20 protein-coding genes are annotated in these 16,533 nt (G+C 70.9%); 8 read left to right on the top strand and 12 right to left on the bottom strand.

From position 1 onward, the window contains the following. Positions 1-190 precede the first annotated feature (190 nt). Positions 191-595 carry a cupin domain-containing protein gene (locus ACZ7M2_RS27790; RefSeq protein WP_388527119.1) on the top strand — a complete coding sequence of 135 codons (405 nt, stop codon included), beginning with the start codon at positions 191-193 and terminating at the stop codon, positions 593-595. An 89-nt stretch (positions 596-684) separates the two neighbouring features. Here the strand turns inward: ACZ7M2_RS27790 and ACZ7M2_RS27785 are convergent, their stop codons facing one another. From ACZ7M2_RS27785 to ACZ7M2_RS27760, 6 genes are all read right to left on the bottom strand, one after another. Continuing rightward, positions 685-2,016 (bottom strand): MFS transporter, encoded by a 1,332-nt coding sequence (locus ACZ7M2_RS27785; RefSeq protein ID WP_471597585.1) that lies wholly within the window; start codon positions 2,014-2,016, stop codon positions 685-687. A gap of 274 nt (positions 2,017-2,290) precedes the next feature. Then, positions 2,291-3,256 (bottom strand): catechol 2,3-dioxygenase, encoded by a 966-nt coding sequence (locus ACZ7M2_RS27780; protein WP_471597584.1) that lies wholly within the window; start codon positions 3,254-3,256, stop codon positions 2,291-2,293. Between the two features lie 10 nt (positions 3,257-3,266). After that, the gene (locus tag ACZ7M2_RS27775) at positions 3,267-4,355 is read right to left on the bottom strand and encodes a 4-oxalomesaconate tautomerase (RefSeq protein ID WP_471597583.1); all 1,089 of its coding nucleotides are present in this window, start codon (positions 4,353-4,355) and stop codon (positions 3,267-3,269) included. Further along, positions 4,352-5,062: a 4-carboxy-4-hydroxy-2-oxoadipate aldolase/oxaloacetate decarboxylase gene (locus ACZ7M2_RS27770; protein WP_471597582.1), complete on the bottom strand. Its 711-nt coding sequence runs from the start codon at positions 5,060-5,062 to the stop codon at positions 4,352-4,354. Before ACZ7M2_RS27770 ends, ACZ7M2_RS27775 begins: the two co-directional genes overlap by 4 nt. Further along, positions 5,059-5,808: a PIG-L deacetylase family protein gene (locus ACZ7M2_RS27765; protein ID WP_352047154.1), complete on the bottom strand. Its 750-nt coding sequence runs from the start codon at positions 5,806-5,808 to the stop codon at positions 5,059-5,061. The genes ACZ7M2_RS27770 and ACZ7M2_RS27765 overlap by 4 nt, the downstream gene beginning before the upstream one ends. A 48-nt stretch (positions 5,809-5,856) precedes the next feature. Beyond that, positions 5,857-6,507, bottom strand: a complete 651-nt coding sequence (locus ACZ7M2_RS27760) for a GntR family transcriptional regulator (RefSeq protein WP_351301650.1) — start codon at positions 6,505-6,507, stop codon at positions 5,857-5,859. 1,041 nt (positions 6,508-7,548) lie between these two features. Between ACZ7M2_RS27760 and ACZ7M2_RS27755 the strand changes: the two genes are divergently transcribed. Both ACZ7M2_RS27755 and ACZ7M2_RS27750 read left to right on the top strand, forming a co-directional pair. Further along, the gene (locus tag ACZ7M2_RS27755) at positions 7,549-7,803 is read left to right on the top strand and encodes a hypothetical protein (RefSeq protein WP_471597581.1); all 255 of its coding nucleotides are present in this window, start codon (positions 7,549-7,551) and stop codon (positions 7,801-7,803) included. A gap of 653 nt (positions 7,804-8,456) precedes the next feature. Then, positions 8,457-8,660 (top strand): hypothetical protein, encoded by a 204-nt coding sequence (locus ACZ7M2_RS27750; protein ID WP_471597580.1) that lies wholly within the window; start codon positions 8,457-8,459, stop codon positions 8,658-8,660. A gap of 43 nt (positions 8,661-8,703) precedes the next feature. Here the strand turns inward: ACZ7M2_RS27750 and ACZ7M2_RS27745 are convergent, their stop codons facing one another. After that, positions 8,704-9,564: a LysR family transcriptional regulator gene (locus ACZ7M2_RS27745; RefSeq protein ID WP_471597820.1), complete on the bottom strand. Its 861-nt coding sequence runs from the start codon at positions 9,562-9,564 to the stop codon at positions 8,704-8,706. Between the two features lie 188 nt (positions 9,565-9,752). Between ACZ7M2_RS27745 and ACZ7M2_RS27740 the strand changes: the two genes are divergently transcribed. Further along, a complete protein-coding gene (locus tag ACZ7M2_RS27740) occupies positions 9,753-10,658 on the top strand; it encodes an EamA family transporter (RefSeq protein WP_471597579.1) in 906 nt (301 codons plus the stop codon). Positions 10,659-10,868: 210 nt separating this feature from the next. After that, on the top strand, positions 10,869-11,336 hold the full coding sequence (locus tag ACZ7M2_RS27735) for a hypothetical protein (protein ID WP_099939334.1): 468 nt from the start codon (positions 10,869-10,871) through the stop codon (positions 11,334-11,336). Positions 11,337-11,366: 30 nt separating this feature from the next. On the opposite strand, the gene ACZ7M2_RS27730 is transcribed toward ACZ7M2_RS27735, so the two are convergent. Together ACZ7M2_RS27730 and ACZ7M2_RS27725 are read right to left on the bottom strand one after the other, a co-directional pair. Next, the gene (locus ACZ7M2_RS27730; protein ID WP_471597578.1) at positions 11,367-11,714 is read right to left on the bottom strand and encodes a hypothetical protein; all 348 of its coding nucleotides are present in this window, start codon (positions 11,712-11,714) and stop codon (positions 11,367-11,369) included. A gap of 214 nt (positions 11,715-11,928) precedes the next feature. Next, positions 11,929-13,383 (bottom strand): MFS transporter, encoded by a 1,455-nt coding sequence (locus ACZ7M2_RS27725; RefSeq protein ID WP_471597577.1) that lies wholly within the window; start codon positions 13,381-13,383, stop codon positions 11,929-11,931. 266 nt (positions 13,384-13,649) lie between these two features. On the opposite strand from ACZ7M2_RS27725, the gene ACZ7M2_RS27720 reads away from it, so the two are divergent. From ACZ7M2_RS27720 to ACZ7M2_RS27710, 3 genes are all read left to right on the top strand, one after another. Further along, positions 13,650-14,228: a TetR/AcrR family transcriptional regulator gene (locus tag ACZ7M2_RS27720; RefSeq protein WP_067374721.1), complete on the top strand. Its 579-nt coding sequence runs from the start codon at positions 13,650-13,652 to the stop codon at positions 14,226-14,228. A gap of 109 nt (positions 14,229-14,337) precedes the next feature. Next, positions 14,338-14,718, top strand: coding sequence for a DoxX family protein (locus ACZ7M2_RS27715; protein ID WP_352047162.1), 381 nt, complete (start codon positions 14,338-14,340; stop codon positions 14,716-14,718). Further along, the gene (locus ACZ7M2_RS27710) at positions 14,715-15,182 is read left to right on the top strand and encodes a peroxiredoxin (protein WP_067374717.1); all 468 of its coding nucleotides are present in this window, start codon (positions 14,715-14,717) and stop codon (positions 15,180-15,182) included. Before ACZ7M2_RS27715 ends, ACZ7M2_RS27710 begins: the two co-directional genes overlap by 4 nt. 54 nt (positions 15,183-15,236) lie before the next feature. Here ACZ7M2_RS27710 and ACZ7M2_RS27705 read toward each other — a convergent pair whose 3' ends face one another. The 3 genes from ACZ7M2_RS27705 to ACZ7M2_RS27695 form a co-directional block, all read right to left on the bottom strand. Further along, positions 15,237-15,608, bottom strand: a complete 372-nt coding sequence (locus ACZ7M2_RS27705) for a cupin domain-containing protein (protein ID WP_471597576.1) — start codon at positions 15,606-15,608, stop codon at positions 15,237-15,239. Between the two features lie 64 nt (positions 15,609-15,672). Next, positions 15,673-16,056 carry an SH3 domain-containing protein gene (locus tag ACZ7M2_RS27700; RefSeq protein WP_471597575.1) on the bottom strand — a complete coding sequence of 128 codons (384 nt, stop codon included), beginning with the start codon at positions 16,054-16,056 and terminating at the stop codon, positions 15,673-15,675. Positions 16,057-16,115: 59 nt separating this feature from the next. After that, entirely contained in the window at positions 16,116-16,469 is a 354-nt protein-coding gene (locus tag ACZ7M2_RS27695; protein ID WP_471597574.1) for an SH3 domain-containing protein, read from the bottom strand. Positions 16,470-16,533 lie beyond the last annotated feature (64 nt).

Raw genomic sequence — 16,533 nt, 5'->3', positions numbered from 1 at the left:
CCTTCTCTTTCCGGCGTGTTTCCGGCGCGTACGGGGGAAGCCGTGCGATGCCAGCCGAAGGTACAGCCGAGTTCGGAAAGCTCACCCCTCCCGGAATGCAAGGTAAAACTGCACGCCGGAGGGCACCCATTCAGGGGGACGCGACCTAACGTCGATCGACGCAACAGCGTTGATGGGAGAGGAACTCCGGATGACCACGATCATCAAAGTCGCGTCCGTGCCGCCGCTCGACCGTGGGGGTGCCGTCATGACGACGCCGCTGATCACCACGCCCTCGGCAGCCGGGGAGAACCGCATCACCAGCGGCATGAGCGTCTATCCGGTCGGCTCCGGGGCGCCGTTGCACTCGCACAACTGCGACGAGCACGTGACGATCCTCGAGGGCGAGGCGGAGGTGGTGGTCGACGGTGAGGTGACGAAGCTGGAGCGGTTCGACACCACGTACGTGCCGTCGCCCGTCCCCCATCTGTTCCGCAACATCGGCGACCGCCCGCTGCGCATCCTGTGGGTGTACACGTCGGGCACGGTCACGCGTACGTTCACCGAGACCGGGGTGACGGTCGAACACCTCTCGGCACAGGACCAGATGGGCTGAAGAGGGCCATGGGTGCCACTGGTCGTATCTGATCCGGACATGCCTGAGGCCGGGCCCGCCAGGTCCCGGCCTCGGGCATGCCGTCGCGGTCAGCCGGTGGTGGTCAGCTGCTGGGCGGCGTCGGGCTGCGGGGTCCGCCGGGGGCCGCGCAGGCCGGTGAGGGCGACGAAGACCGTGGCGAGCACGGCGGCGATGGCGAACGCCGTGAAGCCCCAGCTCTCGGACTTGGCCGCGACGAGTTGGCCGCCGAGCCACGGTCCGAACACGGCGCCGAAGCGGCCGATGCCGGAGACCCAGCCCACGGCGGTGGCGCGGTTGTCGTCGCTGGAGCGGCCGGCGACCGTCGCGTAGATCATGGCCTGGGCACTGAAGAGGAACAGGCCGGTCAGGAAGACCACGACGTAGGTGAGCGGCAGCGCCATGTGGATGCCGAGCAGATAGACGCCGAGGGCGGTGGCCGCGAACCAGACGGTGGCGACGCGCGCGCCGCCGAAGTGGTCGGAGAAGCGGCCGGCGATCAGCATGCCCGCGATGCCGCCGAGGTTGATGACGATGACGAAGGACAGCGAGGAGCCGAGTTCGTAGCCCGCGCCACGCATCATGGTGGGCAGCCAGTTGCTGACGCCGTAGACGAGCAGCAGGCCGCAGAACGAGGCCAGCCAGAACAGCAGCGTGGTGCGCCACAGGCCGCCGCGGAACAGGGCGACGACGGCGCTCCAGCGGTCCCCGGCCGCGGGGCGCTCGGCTGCGACGCCGGGGAGTTCGACGTCGTAGCGCTCGGCGAGCTCGCGGGCTTCCCGTGTGCGTCCCTTGGCGATCAGGAAGTTCAGGGACTCGGGAAGGTACTTGGCGATCAGCGGGACGCCGATGAGCAGCGGGACCACGCAGATCCCGTAGGCGACGCGCCACTGGCCGGCGCCGGTGGTCCACAGGCCGACGAAGCCCGCCAGGATGCCGCCGGCCTGGTGGGCGGTCATCAGCGTGCCGACTATCAGCGCGCGGCGGCCTCGCGGGGCGTACTCGGCGACCATCGTGATCGTGGTGGGGAGCAGACCGCCGAGTCCGAGACCCGCGATGAACCGGCCGAGTCCGAAGACACCGAGGCTGGGGGCGACGGCGCAGAGGGCGGACGCGAGCGAGAAGACCGCCGTGCAGGTGATGATCACCTTCTTGCGGCCGATCCAGTCGGTGACCGTACCCGCGGACAGCGCGCCGATCAGCATGCCGAAGGTGGCGTAACTGCCCAGGTCGCCGGCCTGGGACGGCTGGAGCCCCAGGGCGTGCTCGGCGAGCATGTTGGGCAGCACGGAGCCGTAGACGAACATGTCGAGGCCGTCGAAGAGCACGACCAGCCAGCACAGGCCGACGACCAGCGTGGCCAGTCCAATCCCGCGGGCGCGCAGGTCTGGGGAGGGAGACATCATTGTTTCCTCTCGTCCGGGAGCAGTGTCCCTGGAGGGGATGAGTGAGGCGGGTCGGTGCGGCTCGAGCGGCCTGACCCGATGGTGCGCACGACGCTAGGGTTCCGGTTCCCAAAGTGTCAACGCTTTTGTCAACAATCTCAGGAACAATCCAGCCAGCGGTTCCGCGAGGCTACAGCAGGAGAGAAACAGCAGGTGAAACGGCCATGGGCGGCACACAGCCGTGTGCCGCCCTGCCTGTTTCGCTGACTTGTTCTCAGTGGTCCGCGGCTTCTCAGCGGTCCGCGGCCGGGTCCAGCGGCGGTGTGCCATGGGTGTGGAAGGACTCGATGGTCTTCAGACCCCACGCCTGCCCCTTGGCACGCTCGGCCTGGGTCCACGTGATCAGGGGCCAGTCGGGGGCCAGTACGAGACGGGTGAGCGGGTTGCACAGCTCGATGCGGTTGCCGCCCGGCTCGTAGACGTAGAGGAAGAACGTCTGCTGGATGGCGTGCTTGTGCGGGCCCGTCTCGATGAACACACCGGTGTCGAGGGCGAGGTCGGCGGCGCGCAGGATCTCCTCGCGGGTGTCGGTCGCGAACGCGATGTGGTGCAGCCGCCCGCGCGAGCCCGTCCAGTCCTCGGTGTAGACGACGTCGTACGACTTGTTCGTGAACGTCAGCCACTTCGCGGCGATCCGGCCGCCGTCGAGCTGGATCTGCTCGGTCGGCCGGGCGCCCAGGAGGTGCTGGTGGAAGTCGGCGTTGGCGGCGACGTCGGCGGCCAGGTAGTTCACATGGTCCAGGCGGCGTACGCCCACCCCGTGACCGGGCTTGGCCTGGGGCTGGTTCTTCAGCCCCGGCTTCAGCTCGTCCGGGGCCTGGTACCACTCGGACTCCCAGTACAGGGCCAGTTCGTGGCCGTCGGGGTCGGCGGTGACGTACAGCGGGCCGAGGCCCGGCTCGTCCTCGGTCCAGTGGCCCCGGTGACCGGCGGCCTCCAGTTCCTTGACCCTCCGCTGCAGGGCCTCCTCGCTGGAGGCGCGCAGGGCCGTGCGGCGCAGACCTGAGGTCTGGTGCGCGGTGAGGACGAGGCTGTGGTGCTCGTAGTCGTCCCAGGACCGCAGATAGACCGAGTCACCGCTGCGGCCGTTGACCGTCAGACCGAGGTAGTCGGTGAAGAACCGCAGACTTCCGTCCAGGTCCGGGGTGAGCAGTTCGACGTGCCCGAGGTGGGCGATGTCGCCGAGGGGCGGGGCCATGCGGGCCTCCTTAAGGGTGAAGTGCGGCTCCGGCCGGCCGGGGGAAGACCGTACCGTCGAAGATCTTGCGTGCGGTGCGGACGACGGCGGTACGGCGGGCCACGGGGGCGGCCCCCGGAGTGCCGTCGTCGATCTCGCTCTCGATGTCGAGGAATCCGGTGGGATGCTCGATGCGCAGCCGTCCGCCGTTCTCGGGCAGTCGGGCGACGTCCTGGCCGACGCCGCCGTGGACGCGCAGCCCGGCGGCGACACTGGCGGCTCCCAGGACGCCGATGGCGGTGTGGCAGCGGACCGGGATGAAGGTGCGGGTCATGACCGCGCCGCCGTTCGCGGGCGGTGCCAGCAGGCTGAGCTTGGGCACGGTCGTCTCGCTGACGTCGCCCAGGCCCATCAGCAGGCCCGCCTCCAGGCGGATCCGCTGGAGCCGGTCGTGCAGGGTCAGGTCCTCCTCCAGGTCCCGCGGCCTTTCGTAGCCGGTGACCTGTAGGGAGGAGGCGGCGATCAGCACGGTCGGCATGCCGTTGTCCACGCAGGTCACCGGCGTGTCCGCGACGATGTCCCGGGCATGCCCGGTGGGCAGCAGGGGGTTGCTGCCCCGCTCGAACTCGATCACCACGGGTGCGGCGATGCCCGGCACGCCCGAGATCTCGGCCGGCCCCGCGTAGGAGACACGCCGGTCCGGCGTGGGGAAGGTGGCGGTGGCGTGGTCACCGCTGTTGACCATCCGGATCCGTACCGAGGTGCGCCCCTCCCGGGCGGCGACCAGACCGCGTTCGACGGCGAACGGGCCGACCCCCGCAAGGAGGTTGCCGCAGTTCTGCCGGTCGGAGACCTCGGCCCGGTCCACTCCCACCTGGAGGAAGAGGTAGTCGACCTCCGCGTCGGGGCTCTGGGAGCGGGAGACCACCGCGACCTTGCTGGTGAGCGGGTGTGCTCCGCCGAGTCCGTCGATCTGCCGGGGGTCGGGGCTGCCCATGACCCGCAGCAGCAGGTCGTCGCGCGCCCCGGCGTCGGCCGGCAGGTCCTCGGCCAGGAAGTAGGCGCCCTTCGAGGTCCCGCCGCGCATCAGCATGCAGCGCAGTTCCTCGCCGGTGCTCATGACGGGGAACCGTTGTGTTCGTACTCGTCGTAGGCCTGGTACCGCACCCCGAGCCGTACGAGGGTCTCGCGCAGGCCGTAGCGGTCCAGGCCCAACTGGCCCTCGGCGAAGGCGGCCCGGGAGGCGTCCTCCTTGGCGGTGCGCGCCTCGGCTGCCTTGACGGCCGCACCGGCCCGCTCACGGGGTACGCAGACCACGCCGTCGTCGTCGGCGACGATGACGTCACCGGGGCGGACGACCTGGCCGCCGAGCACGACGGGTACGTTCACCGAGCCGCCCGTGGCCTTGACCGTGCCCTGGGCGCAGACGGCCCTCGCCCAGACGGGGAAGCCCATGGCACGCAGGTCGGCGGTGTCGCGCACCCCGGCGTCGATGATCAGGCCGCGCACCCCGCGGTACTGGAGCGCGGTGGCGAAGAGGTCGCCGAACATGCCGTCGGTGGAGGGCGAGGTGGTGGTCACGACGAGGATGTCGCCCTCGCGGCACTGCTCGACCGCCGCGTGGATCATGAGGTTGTCGCCGGGCCAGCACAGGGCGGTGACCGCGGTGCCCGCGATGCGCACGTCCTGCTGGACGGGCCGGAACCCGGGACCGAGACTGCCGGTTCGGCCCATGCCCTCGTGGACGGTGGCCACCCCGTAGCCGCCGAGTGCCTCGACGTCCTCGGCTTGGGCGCGCGGCGGGTTGGTGACGATCAGGCCGCTCATGCCAGCTCCTCCGTGACCTGCGGGTAGGGACGCATGTAGGCCTCGCCGTAGGTGGCGTGGGGCAGGCCGAGGTTGGGGCCCGCGTTGCGCTTGAGCTGTACGCCGCGCCGCTTGCCCAGGTCGGTGTAGTAGTCCCACAGGTGCTGCTGGGCGGCGAGGCACTCCATGGCCTTGCGCTTGGTCTCCCAGACCGGGGTGATGTCGAGGAGGACCTCGGGCCGGAAGCCGCACATCTCCGGCTGGTGCGGCTCGAAGAAGAACACCGGCGGGGCTCCGATGATCTCGCCCTCGGAGGGATAGCCGATGGCCTGGGCGAGGACGCGGGCGTCCAGGGCCATGCGGGCGGCCGCCGGGTGGTCACCGTTGTAGGGATCGTCCAGGGGGTGGGTCAGGACCACGTCGGGCTGGGTGTCGCGGTAGATGCGTACGAGCTGGTCGGTCAGCTCCTGAGTGACGAGCAGGGGGTAGTCGCCGGCGTCGAGGAAGCGCACCCGGGCGCCCAGGGTCGAGGCCGCCGCCTCGGCCTCGGCACGGCGGATCTCCTTGATCTCCTCCAGCGACTTGCCCTCGCGCCAGGCCTTGGCGGACTCACCGCGCTCCCCGTAGGTGAGGCACGCGATGGTCACCTTCTCTCCACGGGACGCGGCCAGGGCGATGGCTCCCCCGGCCCGCCAGACGAAGTCCCCGGCATGCGCGGTGATGACAAGTGTCGATCGTGGGGTGGTGGGCGCCTTGCCGTGCGTCATTGCTCACATCTCCTTGGTGGACAGGCCGGATGCCCCACCTCCGCGATGTCATTGGCGCAGCGCGTCGATGACTCCCGCGAGGTGGGTACGGACGGCCGCTTCGGCCGCCTGCGGGTCCCGGGCCCTGATCGACTCGATCATGGCCAGGTGCTCACTCAGTGACTGCTGGGGGCGCCCCGGTCTCAGCGCGAGCTGGAAACGGTGACGCACCAGCTGCCCGTTGAGCCGCTCCAGCAGCCCCACGGCGACCTGCTGGCCGGAGAACTCCCTGATCCGGTCGTGCAGTTCGTGGTTGAGCCGGGAGTAGACCAGGGGCTCGCCGCCCGCGACCGCCTTGGACATCGCCGTGCCCAGGTCGGTCAGCTGGTCCAGCTGGTCCTCGCTCGCCTCGACGGCCGCCTTGGCCGCACAGAGGCCCTCCAGGACCATCCGGCACTCGGTGATGGCCACCGCTTCCTCGACCGTCACCACCCGCACCCGCGAGCCACGGTTGCGGATCCGCTCGACCAGTCCCTCCGACTCCAGCTCGATCAGCGCCGCCCGGACGCTGGCCCGCGTGACACCGAACTGCTCGGCGAGTTCGTTCTCCACCAGCCGCTGGGCCGGTGCCATGTCGCCATGCAGGATCGCCTGCCGCAGATGCACCAGTGCGTGCTGCTTGGCCTGCTCGCCGGTGCCTGGACGGGCTTCCTTCGGCATCGCGCCCTCCCTGAGTGAGTGCCTGTCGAACCTAAATCCAGTCCAACAAGATTGTCAACAATTTTGTTCTCTATGTTGCCGACATGCCCTGTCGGCGGCCTGGCCATCTGCCACCACAGGGCCCCGACCAGCCCCAAGCGTCCCACGGTCATTCGGCGGTGACCGTCGCCCGGCCAGGCGGGTGTCGATCTCCGCACAGGGCGACGCCGCTGCCCCATCTCCCGGGCCGGGCAAGGGCGCGACGCCCACCCCACGGACGTCGAGCGCGTCGGCGGCCCGAGGACAGGACCGTCGAGGATCCGCCGCGGAGAATGCCAACTCGACGTCGTCTCCGCTTCCTTGGGTGGGTCGGGCCGGGCGCGTGCCGGGCGCCGCACAGGCCGAAGGCAGCGGCCGGGACCGCCCTGACCGGCCCCGATCTGGGCGGGCGTCAGTCGCCCAACCCCAAAAAGAAGTAAAGGGAGTTGCCCGCGATGCCATGACCCACATCCCGCACTCCCGGGGCCCACCCGCTGCGCTTGACTTCATTGTCCTGATATGCGTAGGTTGGATACGGGTTGAACAGAAAACAGACGTTTTGCCTGGCGAGAAGACAAACAATCTCAGCATCCCGACCGACTACATTCCGACCGACGACAACCCGGTCGTCGGTTAACTGACGGACGGGCGCCCCGCCGCGGGGTTCGCTGCACTCAGCAGCCCAGGTGGGCCCGATGCCGCGCGATCAGCGCGTGAGTCGGCGGACGGCAACTCCCGTCACATTCAACGCCGATGTACCGGACCCTCATCGCGAACGTCTCAGCGCCTCCTGGGTGCCCGACGTCACCGCGGCCGTGCAGGGCCAGGACCTGTCTACGCTCCCGGGAAGGGAAAGCACCATGCGGATCATCACTTCAAGGACGTTCCGGCTGGTCGCCAGCCTGTTCGCCGCTCTGGCCCTGGCGTTCGGCACAGCCGGCATCGCCAGCGCGGCCAGTTCCCACTCGGATCACTCCTCCGACTACTCCTACAGCTCGAACGACGGAGGCCACGGCGGCGGCGGTGACCACGGTGGTGGCGGAGACCACGGCGGCGGTGGCGGAGACCACGGTGGCGGCGGCTACGGCGGCGGCGGAGACCACGGCGGCGGCGGTGGCGGACACGGCGGCGGTGGCGGCGGCCACGGCGGCGGCGGTGGCGGACACGGCGGCGGTGGCGGCGGCCACGGCGGCGGTGGCGGCGGCCACGGCGGCGGCGGTGGCGGCGGCCACGGCGGCGGCGGTGGTGGCGGACGCTGACCCCAGTGGTCGCAACTGACATCTGAAGATTGACGGCCCGTCATCTCGCCAAAGACGACTGGTCTTCTCCGAACGGTCCCGCGTCGCGCCAGCGACACGGGACCGTTCGGCGTGCGGCCGTACGACCTGCACTGGCGGTCGCCCACGGTCCCGGTACCGCCGCGACAGAACCGATCGGGGGCGTGATGACGGCCGGTGCACGACACGTGACGCTGAGCGAACGCGTACGCCAGGCCGCACGCGACCTCGGGTACGTACCGCACGGCATCGCGCGAGCGCTGCACGAGGGCTCCTCGCGGATCGTCGTCCTCGACATCGACCGGGGCCTTGAGGGCAACTACTCGCGCAGTTACATCCGGGGCCTCGACGACGAACTCGCCGCGCACGACCATGTGCTGCTCGTCCGGCACGGCCATGGCGCGCCGCACTCGCCGCAGCAGGTCCTCGACATGATCGCACCCCGGGCCGTGCTCCGGTTCGCCGCGAACGCCGCCCCGCAGATCCGACATCTCGCCGACCGCGGTCACACGCACCTCGCGATGGCGTTGCCCGACCACGACTCCCCGCTGCTGGAAGTGCGGCCGCGCCTGGCCCGGGAGACCGTGAGCACGCTGGGGCTCGCCCCGCTGACCTCCTTCGTCGTGCCCGTCCGAGGACGGCAGGACTGTCGCCGTGAGGACCTTCCTCGCCGCGCACGGGACCGTGACGGCGGTCGCGGCCTTCGACGACGACATCCCCCTGCGCACCCTGACCGCCCTGCACGACCTGGCCGATGTCGAAGTGCACGGCCGCCTCGCCGCCCGCGCCGCGCCCGGCCTCGATCTCGCCGGGCTCAGCCCCGAGCCCGGGTGGGTCATCGCGCGCGGCTCGGCGTGACACCGGCGGGCAGCACGGCCCACACGTTGCGCCCCGACGTCGACTACGCGGCTCGGCGATAGAGCTCCGTCAGGAGTTCGATGGCGGCGGGGGCGGCGGGGTGCGGGTCGTCCCGCCACCAGGCGAGCCGCACCGCGATGGGCTCGGCGTCGCGCACCGGCCGGTAGACGACACCGGGGCGCGGGTACTGGTGCGCGGTGGACTCGGCCGTCATGCCCACACAGCGCCCCGTGGAGATCGCGGTGAGCCACTCGTCGACATCGTGGGTCTCCCTGGTCACCGGCGGGCGGGAGTCGGTCGGGAACAGCTCCGTCGTGGTGGTGCCGGTCCTGCGGTCGATCAGCAGGACGCGCCCGCCGAGGTCGGCGAGTCGCACCGAGCGGCGTCCGGCCAGCGGATCGTCGGCGGCCAGGGCGCACAGCCGCCGTTCCAGCCCCACGATCGCGGAGTCGAACCGCCGGTCGTCCAGTGCTCTGCGCACCACGGCCGCGTCGCAGGCTCCCTCGGCGAGGCCGGCGGTGGCGGAGTTGACACGTACGAGCCTCAGCTCCGTCTCGGGGTGCGCCCGCGCCCAGTCGCGCTGAAAGGCCAGGGTGTGACGGCCGAGCGCGGACCAGGCGTACCCGATCCGCAGCGAGGCGCGACCCGACGTAGCCTCCTGGACCAGGTCGGCCACCTCGCCGAGTACCCGCCGGGCATGCGCCAGCACCCGCAGTCCCGTCGCCGTCGGGGCGACCTCACGGGAGGTGCGCCGCAGCAGCCGCACCCCGAGGACGCGCTCGAGCGAGGCCAGTGTGCGGGACACGGCGGCCTGGGAGATCCCGAGCGCGATGGCGGCGTCGGTGAAGGTGCCCTCGTCGACGATCGCGACGAGACAGCGCAACTGCCGCAGCTCCACATTCATGACGGAGGCGTGCTTGACGACGGCATCCGTGGCGGATGCGTCCGTGACGGATACGTCCTTGCCCAAAGCCTCCTCGACGGAGGCGCCCTTGCCGGAAGCGTCCTCGGCTGAAGGATCCATGACTCAAGCGTATAGATGGATCGGCTGATGCATTTTGCGCAAGAGCCGAGGCCTCCCAGCATCGAGCCATGCACGCACCCTCCGCACGCCCGGCAGCACCCGCGCGTCGCACTCTCCCGGCCCCCACGACCCCGAAGCCGGACGGCACACGCCTGGCCGGCGTGGTCACGATGGTCGGCAGTGGCCTGTCCAACCAGACCGGTGCCGCGATCGGCTCCCTGGCCTTCCCCGCCCTCGGCCCCGTCGGTGTGGTCGCGGTGCGTCAGTACGTCGCCGCGGTCGTCCTGCTGGCAGTGGGCCGCCCCCGGCTGCGGACGTTCACCTGGGGGCAGTGGTGGCCGGTCGTGCTGCTGGCGCTGGTATTCGGGACCATGAACCTGTCCCTCTATACGGCGATCGACCGCGTCGGCCTGGGGCTGGCGGTGACGCTCGAATTCCTGGGCCCGCTCAGCATCGCGCTGGCCGCCTCCCGCCGCCGCCTGGACGCGTGCTGTGCGGTGATCGCCGCGGCGGGTGTCGTCACGCTGATGCGTCCGCGCCCCTCCGCCGACTTCCTCGGAATGGGCCTCGGACTGCTGGCCGCCGGCTGCTGGGCGTCGTACATCCTGCTCAACCGCACCGTCGACCGCCGCATCCCCGGGGCGGCGGGGTCCGCTGCCGCCGCCGCGCTCTCCGCCGTACTGTTCCTGCCGGTCGGCGTCGCCGTCGCGGTCCGGCATCCTCCGACACCGACGGCGGTCGGCTGCGCCGTGGCCGCCGGCGTGCTGTCCTCCGCGGTGCCCTGCCTCGCGGACCTGTTCACCCTGCGCCGCGTCCCGGCCCCGGCCTTCGGTCTGTTCATGAGCGTCAATCCCGTCCTGGCCGGTCTGGTCGGGTGGATCGTCCTCGGTCAGAGCCTGGGCTGGACGGAGTGGACGGGCATCGGCGCCGTCGTCGCGGCCAACGTGCTCGGCATCCTGACTGCACGAAGTTGACGGACACTTCACGGACCTGACGGAAATCCGAGCAACGGACGTCCCCAGAAGAACGTTTCGGCGAAAACGCCAGACCGCGCCACCCCTTCCGCCACATAGAAATATCTACCAGCATGAACACGCCGGGTCGGCGTCCAGGTGCGGGTTTCCGCATCCGAGTGCGCCACTCCATGCCTGGTCAGACGGCCTGCGAATGTCCTGGAGTTGGTCATGCCGGATGTGATGTGGATGCAAGGTGTCGAGTGGCTCGCGGCAGCCGCCTCGGACCCCCGGGTCTGCAAGCGCGAGTGGGATCAGGGGTCGGGGACCGTGCTCATGGAGGCCGGGCGGTTCTGGGACGTGCTCAGCGTTCCCGAGCAACTCGGGCTGCTCGCCCTGGACATCCTGTGGAACGACCCGCTGCGCGCCCCCGGTCCCACCCTGGTGGACACCGCGTCCCGGAGAGTGGGCTTCTTCCTGCCGCCGGACCCGGCCAGCCGCTGGGTCGGCTCCGGGCTCCGCCACGCGGGCAAGGGCTCGTGGGTCGCCGTACCACCGCCGTACCGCGCCGCGCGGTTCCTGGAATGGCTCATTCCGCCCGACGGGACCGGAGCCCTGCATGCCGCGGTCCCCCTGGAACTGGCGTTGCAGCGGGCCAACGGGACGCTCGCCGTCCTGGCTCCCCCGCCCGGAGGGTGACCGGCACTCCGCGGCAGCGCGCGCAGGAGTTCACCAGCCCAGCAGGTCACGGGGTACGGGGACGGCGGGTACGGAGCCGGCGGACACGGTCCCGGATGCGGCGGGTACCGGTCCGGCGGTCTTCTCCTCCCGCTTCTCCGCCCTGGAGTCGACCGGCCACGCCGCGCCCTCGAAGGGGCTGGAGGCGGCGAAGGAGGCCCACAGCACCGCGACCACCTCGCGGTGCTCCGGAACCACCCGGCCCTTGGCCCGCCACTCCGCGACCAGTTGGGCGTAGATCGGCGGGTGGCCCAGACGCCCGTCCGTCAGCTCGGCGTAGGGCCGGCCCGCGAGGCCCTGCTTCGGACGGCGCCGTTGGGCCGTGTGAGTGCTGTCCATGTCGGAGCAACGGCGGTGCGCGCGCCGGTGGTACGCATCCGTGGTACCGCTCACCGAGTCGGGTGAACGCGCCGCCCGTTCGGAGCCATGCCCCTGTCCGACAAGCATCTTCACCCATCACCTTCATCCGTCAACTTCACGCATCGCCCTCACGCATCGCCCTCACGCATCGACGCGGTCGCACCGAGCATGGTGACGCCGAGCGTGGACCGGGTCAGCTCCGCGCGCCGGGAGCGACGGCCGCCTCTGGTTCCGTACGCGTGGAGTCGGCGTCCGCGCGGGCCGAGGCGGAGGGCCGGCCGGCACGCTGGACCGGCACGAGGAGGGCGGCCAGCGCCGCGGCCAGGCAGAGCAGGGCAAGCAGGGTGAAGCCGTGGGTGTATCCCGAGCCGTAGGGAAGGCCCGAGGGCTGGAGCCGGCCGGTCACCAGAACGCTGGTCACGGCCGCGCCGATGGACCCGCCGATGGTGCGGATGTTGGCGTTCATCCCGGTCGCGGCGCCGGTCTGCTCGGGCGGCACGCTGCCGACGATCAGGTTGGCCATCGAGGCGAAGGCGAGTCCGATGCCGAGGCCGAAGATGCCCGCGGCGAAGGCCACTTGCCACTGCTGGTCGTGCCACAGGGCGAGGAAGCCGCAGGCGACCGCGCCGAGCGCGGCACCGGTCGTGAGCAGCTTCTTGGCGCCGAGGACGGGCTCCAGCCGACCGCTGAGCACGCCCGAGCAGAACATGGCGAGCAGCATCGGCAGCATGAGCAGTCCGGCCGCGGTGACACTGGCGCCGAATCCGTATCCGGCGGAGCTCGGGGTCTGCACGAAGCCGGGGAGGAAGGACCAGATCGCGTACATGCCCGCGCCGAACAGGAGCGCGGCGGTGTTGGTGGTCCACACCGCGGGCAGCCGCATGACGCGCAGGTCGATCAGCGGGGTGCGGGAGCGCGCCTCGGCCAGCAGCCACAGCGCGAAGAGCAGGACGGCGGCGACGAACAGCCCGATCACGCGGGCCGATCCCCAGCCCCACTGGGTCGCCTGGCTGAGCGGGAGCAGCAGCGCGACCAGCCAGCCCGACAGCAGGACGGCACCGAGCCAGCTGACGCGTCCCTCGGCCCGGCTCGGGGATTCGGGGACGTAGCGCAGGGCGATCAGTGTGGTGACCGCGACGACGCCGACGGGCAGCCAGAACAGCCAGCGGTAGTCGAGCGCGGACACGATGGGACCTGCCGCCACCAGTCCGACGCCGCCGCCCGCGGCGATCACGGCGGACAGGTTGCTGATGCTGGGGCCGACCTCGGCCGCGGTGAATTCGTCCCGGATGATGCCGAAGGAGAGCGGGAAGAGCGCACCGCCTATGCCCTGGACGACCCGGGCGACGATCAGCACGCTGATGTTCGGCGCGAGCGCGGCGAGCAGACAGCCGAGCGTCACGGTCACGAGGACGGCGACGAGGGTGCGCTTCTTGCCGATCAGGTCGCCGACCCGGCCGAGGATCGGGGTGAAGACCGAGGCGGACAGCAGGTAGGCCGTCATCACCCAGGTCACGGTGGACTGCGAGGTGTTCAGGGCGTGCTGGACGGTCGGCAGGGCCGGTGCGATCAGCGACTGGAGCATGGAGAACACGCCCGCACCGGTCGCGAGGACCGCGAAGGTGAGGCGGGTGGACTTCGTGGGCATGAAAAGCCTCTCCGAACGGAGCGGAACGGAACGGATCAGAGAACGGAAGGCGGAACAGAGCAGGTGGAACGGCCGCTCAAGGAGCGGAGGCGGGCTGCGTACGGCCCGTTCGAGGTCACAGGGGGTACGAGCGCGTCGACGGTGCGTGCGGACACACGCCACCACGGGGAACGCACCCCCCCCCCCGACTGCTAAAGTGGAGGTACGCCTCCACTGTAACGGAGGCAAACCTCCGCTTCAACTTCTTCTCGGCCGGGAGGCACCAAGTGACGGCTCAGCCGTTCCCCATCAGCGGGATCGTGGCGTCCCGGCGCCCGCACCGCAAAGACGCCGCACGCAACTACGACGCTCTGCTGGCCGCCGCACGCGAGGCCTTCGCGGAGCACGGCGCGGAGGCGTCCCTGGAGGACATCGCCCGGCGCGCGGGCGTGGGCATCGGCACCCTCTACCGGAACTTCCCCACCCGCCGCCACCTCTTCGAGAGCGTGTACGCGGACGAGGTGGACGCCCTGTGCCAGGTGGCCCTGGAAGTCGCCGAGCGGGAGCCCTGGGAGGCGCTGACCTCGTGGCTGCGGCGGTTCGTGGACTACACCGTGACCAAGCGGGCCATCCGCGAGGCGCTCGACAACGAGTCGGAGATCTTCCTGACCTGCCGGGACTCGATGTACCAGGCGGGCGGCCCGCTGTTCGAGCGGGCGCAGAAGGCCGGCGAGGCGCGCGCGGACATGGACTTCGACGACCTGCTGCGCATGGTCGCCGGGATCACCTCGACGAACTTCCTCGACGACACCCAGCGCGACCGGGTCCTCACGGTGGCCCTTGACGGCGTCCGCGCCGCGCGCTGACATCGGCCCGGGGCAGGCAGGAGGGGCCCCTCCCCCTTCGTGAACCCCGTCGCCCGCACCACACTTACCCTCCAGTAATATCTCGCGGCAGCCCCCTGGAGGAGGAACCGTGCCACGGTCGGAACGCTCTGCCCTGTTGCTCGCCGGCCTGCTGGCCACCGCGGGTGTCGGTCACTTCGCGTCGCCACGGCAGTTCGACGCGACCATTCCGCGGGCGCTGCCGGGGGCACCCCGGACCTGGACGTACGCGAGCGGTGTCGCCGAACTGGCGCTGGCCGCCGGGGTGGCGGTGCCCCGTACCCGTCGGGTGGCCGCGCTGGCCACCGCGGCCTTCTTCGTCGGGGTGTTCCCCGCCAACGTCCAGATGGCCGTGGACTGGCGCCGGCGTCCCGCTCCGCAGAAGGCCGCGGCGATCGCGCGACTCCCCTTGCAGGTGCCCCTTGTACTGTGGGCACGCAGCGTTGCCAATGGTGGGAAGGGTCAGTCATGACGCGTGGTGTGGATGTGGGCGACAAGGTCGAGGACTTCGCCCTGCCCGACGAGACCGGCACGGAGCGCAAGCTGACCGAGCTGCTCGGCGAGGGACCGGTCGTGCTGTTCTTCTACCCCGCCGCCCTCTCCCCCGGCTGCACCACCGAGGCGTGCCACTTCCGCGATCTGGCCGCCGAGTTCACCGCCGCCGGCGGGCGGCCGGTCGGCATCAGTGGTGACGCGGTCGACAAGCAGCAGGAGTTCGCCGGGCGTCACACGCTCGGGTACCCGCTGCTGTCCGATGTCGACGGCACGGTTCGCGAGCGGTTCGGAGTGAAGCGCGGCTTCTCCCTGGCACCCACGAAGCGGGTCACCTTCGTCATCGCGCAGGACCGCACCGTCCTGGAGGTGGTGCGCAGCGAACTGCGGATGAGCGCCCACGCGGACCGGGCCCTTGCCGCGCTGCGGGCCCATCAGGGCTGACCTTCGACTCCCGGCGGCGGCCGGGTCGTCCTGTCTCGGCCCGGCGCGCCCGTGTCACTCGCCCGTGTCCGGCGGGCCGACGACATGAAGGTCGTAGGCGCCCACCAGGCCGGCAGTGGCGTCCAGGCCGAGGGACGGGGGCAGTTCACCGGCGAAGGCCACCGGGGTGCCGTTGCGGGTGAACCACTCCGCGACCCCGGTGGGCACCGAGGTCACGAGCAGACGGGATTCCGGGCTGCGCACGACATGGCGGCGCGGGACTCCGCGCGGGCCGAAAGCGATGTCGCCCGGGCCCAGGTCGTAGCGCTGCTCTCCGACGAAGAAGGTGATCTCACCTTCGAGTACGGCCCAGATCTCGTCGTCATGGGCGTCCACGTGCATGCTGATCCTTCGCTCGGTGAGGCGGTCGGGCGGGGCCTCGTCCATGGTGCGATGCGGTGGCCCGAGGAAGCTTCAGTCATCTGACTGGTCCGCCCGCCTCAGCCGCGGGTCAGCACTGCGCCGAGGCCGGAAGATCGGCCCGCTCGTCACCGCGGAGGTACAGCGCGCTGACCCAGCCGTCGCCGATGCCGGGGCCGCCGGAGAGATGGATCCAGATGTGACTGGTGGAACCGTGGTCGACGACCGTTTCCCCGGACAGCCAGCAGAAGGCGGCGTAGCTGTACCCGGCGCGCAGCCTGCCGATCACGGGGTGGCCGTTGCCCGGGCCGGAACGGATCGGCGCGTCGACACTGGGCACGACGGTGTACGTCTCGAAGGCGGCCTGCCGCGTGAGACCGGTCGGCGCCGCCGCCGAGGCGGTTCCCGCGCCCAGCAGGCCGCACGCGAGCACGGCTCCGGCGAGGACGGCGACGGACTTGCGTCGGATGCTCATGGATGAACTCCCTGGCACGGAGAGACGATCGCGGTGAATTCCGGTGGGTTCCGCTGCCTTCAGCACTGGGCGGAGGCCGGCAGATTCGCGTACTGGTCGCCCTTGAAATAGACGGCGCTGCTGAATCCGTCGGCGAATCCGATCCAGATGTCGTTCGTGTAGCCGTGGTCCGTGATGGTCTGCCCGTGGGTCCAGCAGTACGCGGTGTAGGACTGACCGGCGGTCAGGGTGGCCAGGTAGGCGCTGTCCTTCTTCGGCAGCTGGCGGACCTTGACGTTCTCGTAGGGCACGACGGTGTACGACTGCTCGGCGGGCGACGCGGGCGCGGCAGGCGCGGCGGCGGCCAGGCCGGCCGGGACGAGGAAGGCGAGCGTCGCGGCGCACGTGGTGATGACGGCCGGAATACGGCGCATGAGGAATTCCCCCTGTGTGTGGTGTTTCGCTTTCGACCACCGCCACAGTGGGCGCCGAGGGAGC

This window comes from Streptomyces sp. NPDC111507, assembly GCF_055638955.1.
Note: the sequence above shows the minus strand (reverse complement) of the source record. Positions and strands in the feature narration are given on the sequence as shown.

Coding starts and splice junctions, on each gene's coding strand:
- ACZ7M2_RS27790 (WP_388527119.1), top strand. CDS start 191: ATGACCACGATCATCAAAGTCGCGTCCGTGCCGCCGCTCGACCGTGGG.
- ACZ7M2_RS27785 (WP_471597585.1), bottom strand. CDS start 2,016: ATGTCTCCCTCCCCAGACCTGCGCGCCCGCGGGATTGGACTGGCCACG.
- ACZ7M2_RS27780 (WP_471597584.1), bottom strand. CDS start 3,256: ATGGCCCCGCCCCTCGGCGACATCGCCCACCTCGGGCACGTCGAACTG.
- ACZ7M2_RS27775 (WP_471597583.1), bottom strand. CDS start 4,355: ATGAGCACCGGCGAGGAACTGCGCTGCATGCTGATGCGCGGCGGGACC.
- ACZ7M2_RS27770 (WP_471597582.1), bottom strand. CDS start 5,062: ATGAGCGGCCTGATCGTCACCAACCCGCCGCGCGCCCAAGCCGAGGAC.
- ACZ7M2_RS27765 (WP_352047154.1), bottom strand. CDS start 5,808: ATGACGCACGGCAAGGCGCCCACCACCCCACGATCGACACTTGTCATC.
- ACZ7M2_RS27760 (WP_351301650.1), bottom strand. CDS start 6,507: ATGCCGAAGGAAGCCCGTCCAGGCACCGGCGAGCAGGCCAAGCAGCAC.
- ACZ7M2_RS27745 (WP_471597820.1), bottom strand. CDS start 9,564: ATGAATGTGGAGCTGCGGCAGTTGCGCTGTCTCGTCGCGATCGTCGAC.
- ACZ7M2_RS27740 (WP_471597579.1), top strand. CDS start 9,753: ATGCACGCACCCTCCGCACGCCCGGCAGCACCCGCGCGTCGCACTCTC.
- ACZ7M2_RS27735 (WP_099939334.1), top strand. CDS start 10,869: ATGCCGGATGTGATGTGGATGCAAGGTGTCGAGTGGCTCGCGGCAGCC.
- ACZ7M2_RS27730 (WP_471597578.1), bottom strand. CDS start 11,714: ATGGACAGCACTCACACGGCCCAACGGCGCCGTCCGAAGCAGGGCCTC.
- ACZ7M2_RS27725 (WP_471597577.1), bottom strand. CDS start 13,383: ATGCCCACGAAGTCCACCCGCCTCACCTTCGCGGTCCTCGCGACCGGT.
- ACZ7M2_RS27710 (WP_067374717.1), top strand. CDS start 14,715: ATGACGCGTGGTGTGGATGTGGGCGACAAGGTCGAGGACTTCGCCCTG.
- ACZ7M2_RS27705 (WP_471597576.1), bottom strand. CDS start 15,608: ATGGACGAGGCCCCGCCCGACCGCCTCACCGAGCGAAGGATCAGCATG.
- ACZ7M2_RS27700 (WP_471597575.1), bottom strand. CDS start 16,056: ATGAGCATCCGACGCAAGTCCGTCGCCGTCCTCGCCGGAGCCGTGCTC.
- ACZ7M2_RS27695 (WP_471597574.1), bottom strand. CDS start 16,469: ATGCGCCGTATTCCGGCCGTCATCACCACGTGCGCCGCGACGCTCGCC.